Here is a 426-nt window from a genome sequence, read left to right on the forward strand (position 1 = left end):
GACCGCGGCCATGGCAACGACATCGACGGCGGCGCCGCTGAAATTCGCCCGCGCCACGGCCCGGTCGGTCAGCCGGCGCACGATCGCCTGCAGCCGGTCGTGGCTTTCATGATGCAGATGGTCCGCCTTGGTCGCGGCGACCAGGATGCGGTCGATGCGGCGCGAGAAGAAATCAGTGAGGAAATTGCCGCGTCCAGGCCGGAAGCAGGACAGGATCTCGGTGACGGCGCGCTCCAGATCGGCCATCGCGGCCGGGCCGGCATTGAGCGCCTGCATGGCGTCGATCAGCACGATCTGCCGGTCTAGGCGGGCGATATGCTCGCGAAAGAACGGTTTGACGACATGCGTCTTATAAGCCTCGTAGCGGCGCTCCATCATCGCCTGCAGCGATCCGGAGCGCGGCCGGCCCTGCGCCAATGTCATCAG

At 66.4% G+C, this 426-nt stretch carries 1 protein-coding gene; it reads right to left on the reverse strand.

Annotated features, from left to right (window positions below; translation table 11 throughout):
* On the reverse strand, nt 1-426 hold a 426-nt coding region (locus EOD07_RS37190), incomplete at both ends, for a YcjX family protein (RefSeq protein ID WP_164772996.1).

This window comes from Mesorhizobium sp. M2C.T.Ca.TU.002.02.1.1, from assembly GCF_003997225.1.